Origin of the sequence: Sphingomonas sp. 10B4, from assembly GCF_035019905.1 — a bacterium.
In the GTDB taxonomy this organism is placed as follows: Bacteria; Pseudomonadota; Alphaproteobacteria; order Sphingomonadales; family Sphingomonadaceae; genus Sphingomonas; species Sphingomonas glacialis.
Map to the genome: position 1 here is coordinate 1 of NZ_JASJVC010000473.1, position 249 is coordinate 249.

At 51.0% G+C, this 249-nt stretch carries 1 pseudogene; it reads right to left on the reverse strand.

The features are described from left to right. Positions 1-232 (reverse strand): annotated as a pseudogene (locus QN347_RS20545) (hypothetical protein); the annotation flags it as partial. Positions 233-249: the final 17 nt, after the last annotated feature.

Here is a 249-nt window from a genome sequence, read left to right on the forward strand (position 1 = left end):
GCAACAACTCTTTGCGCGCTGGCACGGCACTGCCGGATAACAGAGCGACTTGCTTGGTTTGATTTTCGGCAATGGTCGTCGGGTGGTCTAAGGTGTAGAGATGATATTCAAACAGAGATTCCTCTACCATCGCCTTCCTCATCAACGGCGCGGCAGCAACTGCATTGCCAGTAATTTGTACTCTAGGAGATTGATCTGGAACCTGATGCACATCGCCAGCGACCAGTTGCAATTTAGCGTTGCGATAGG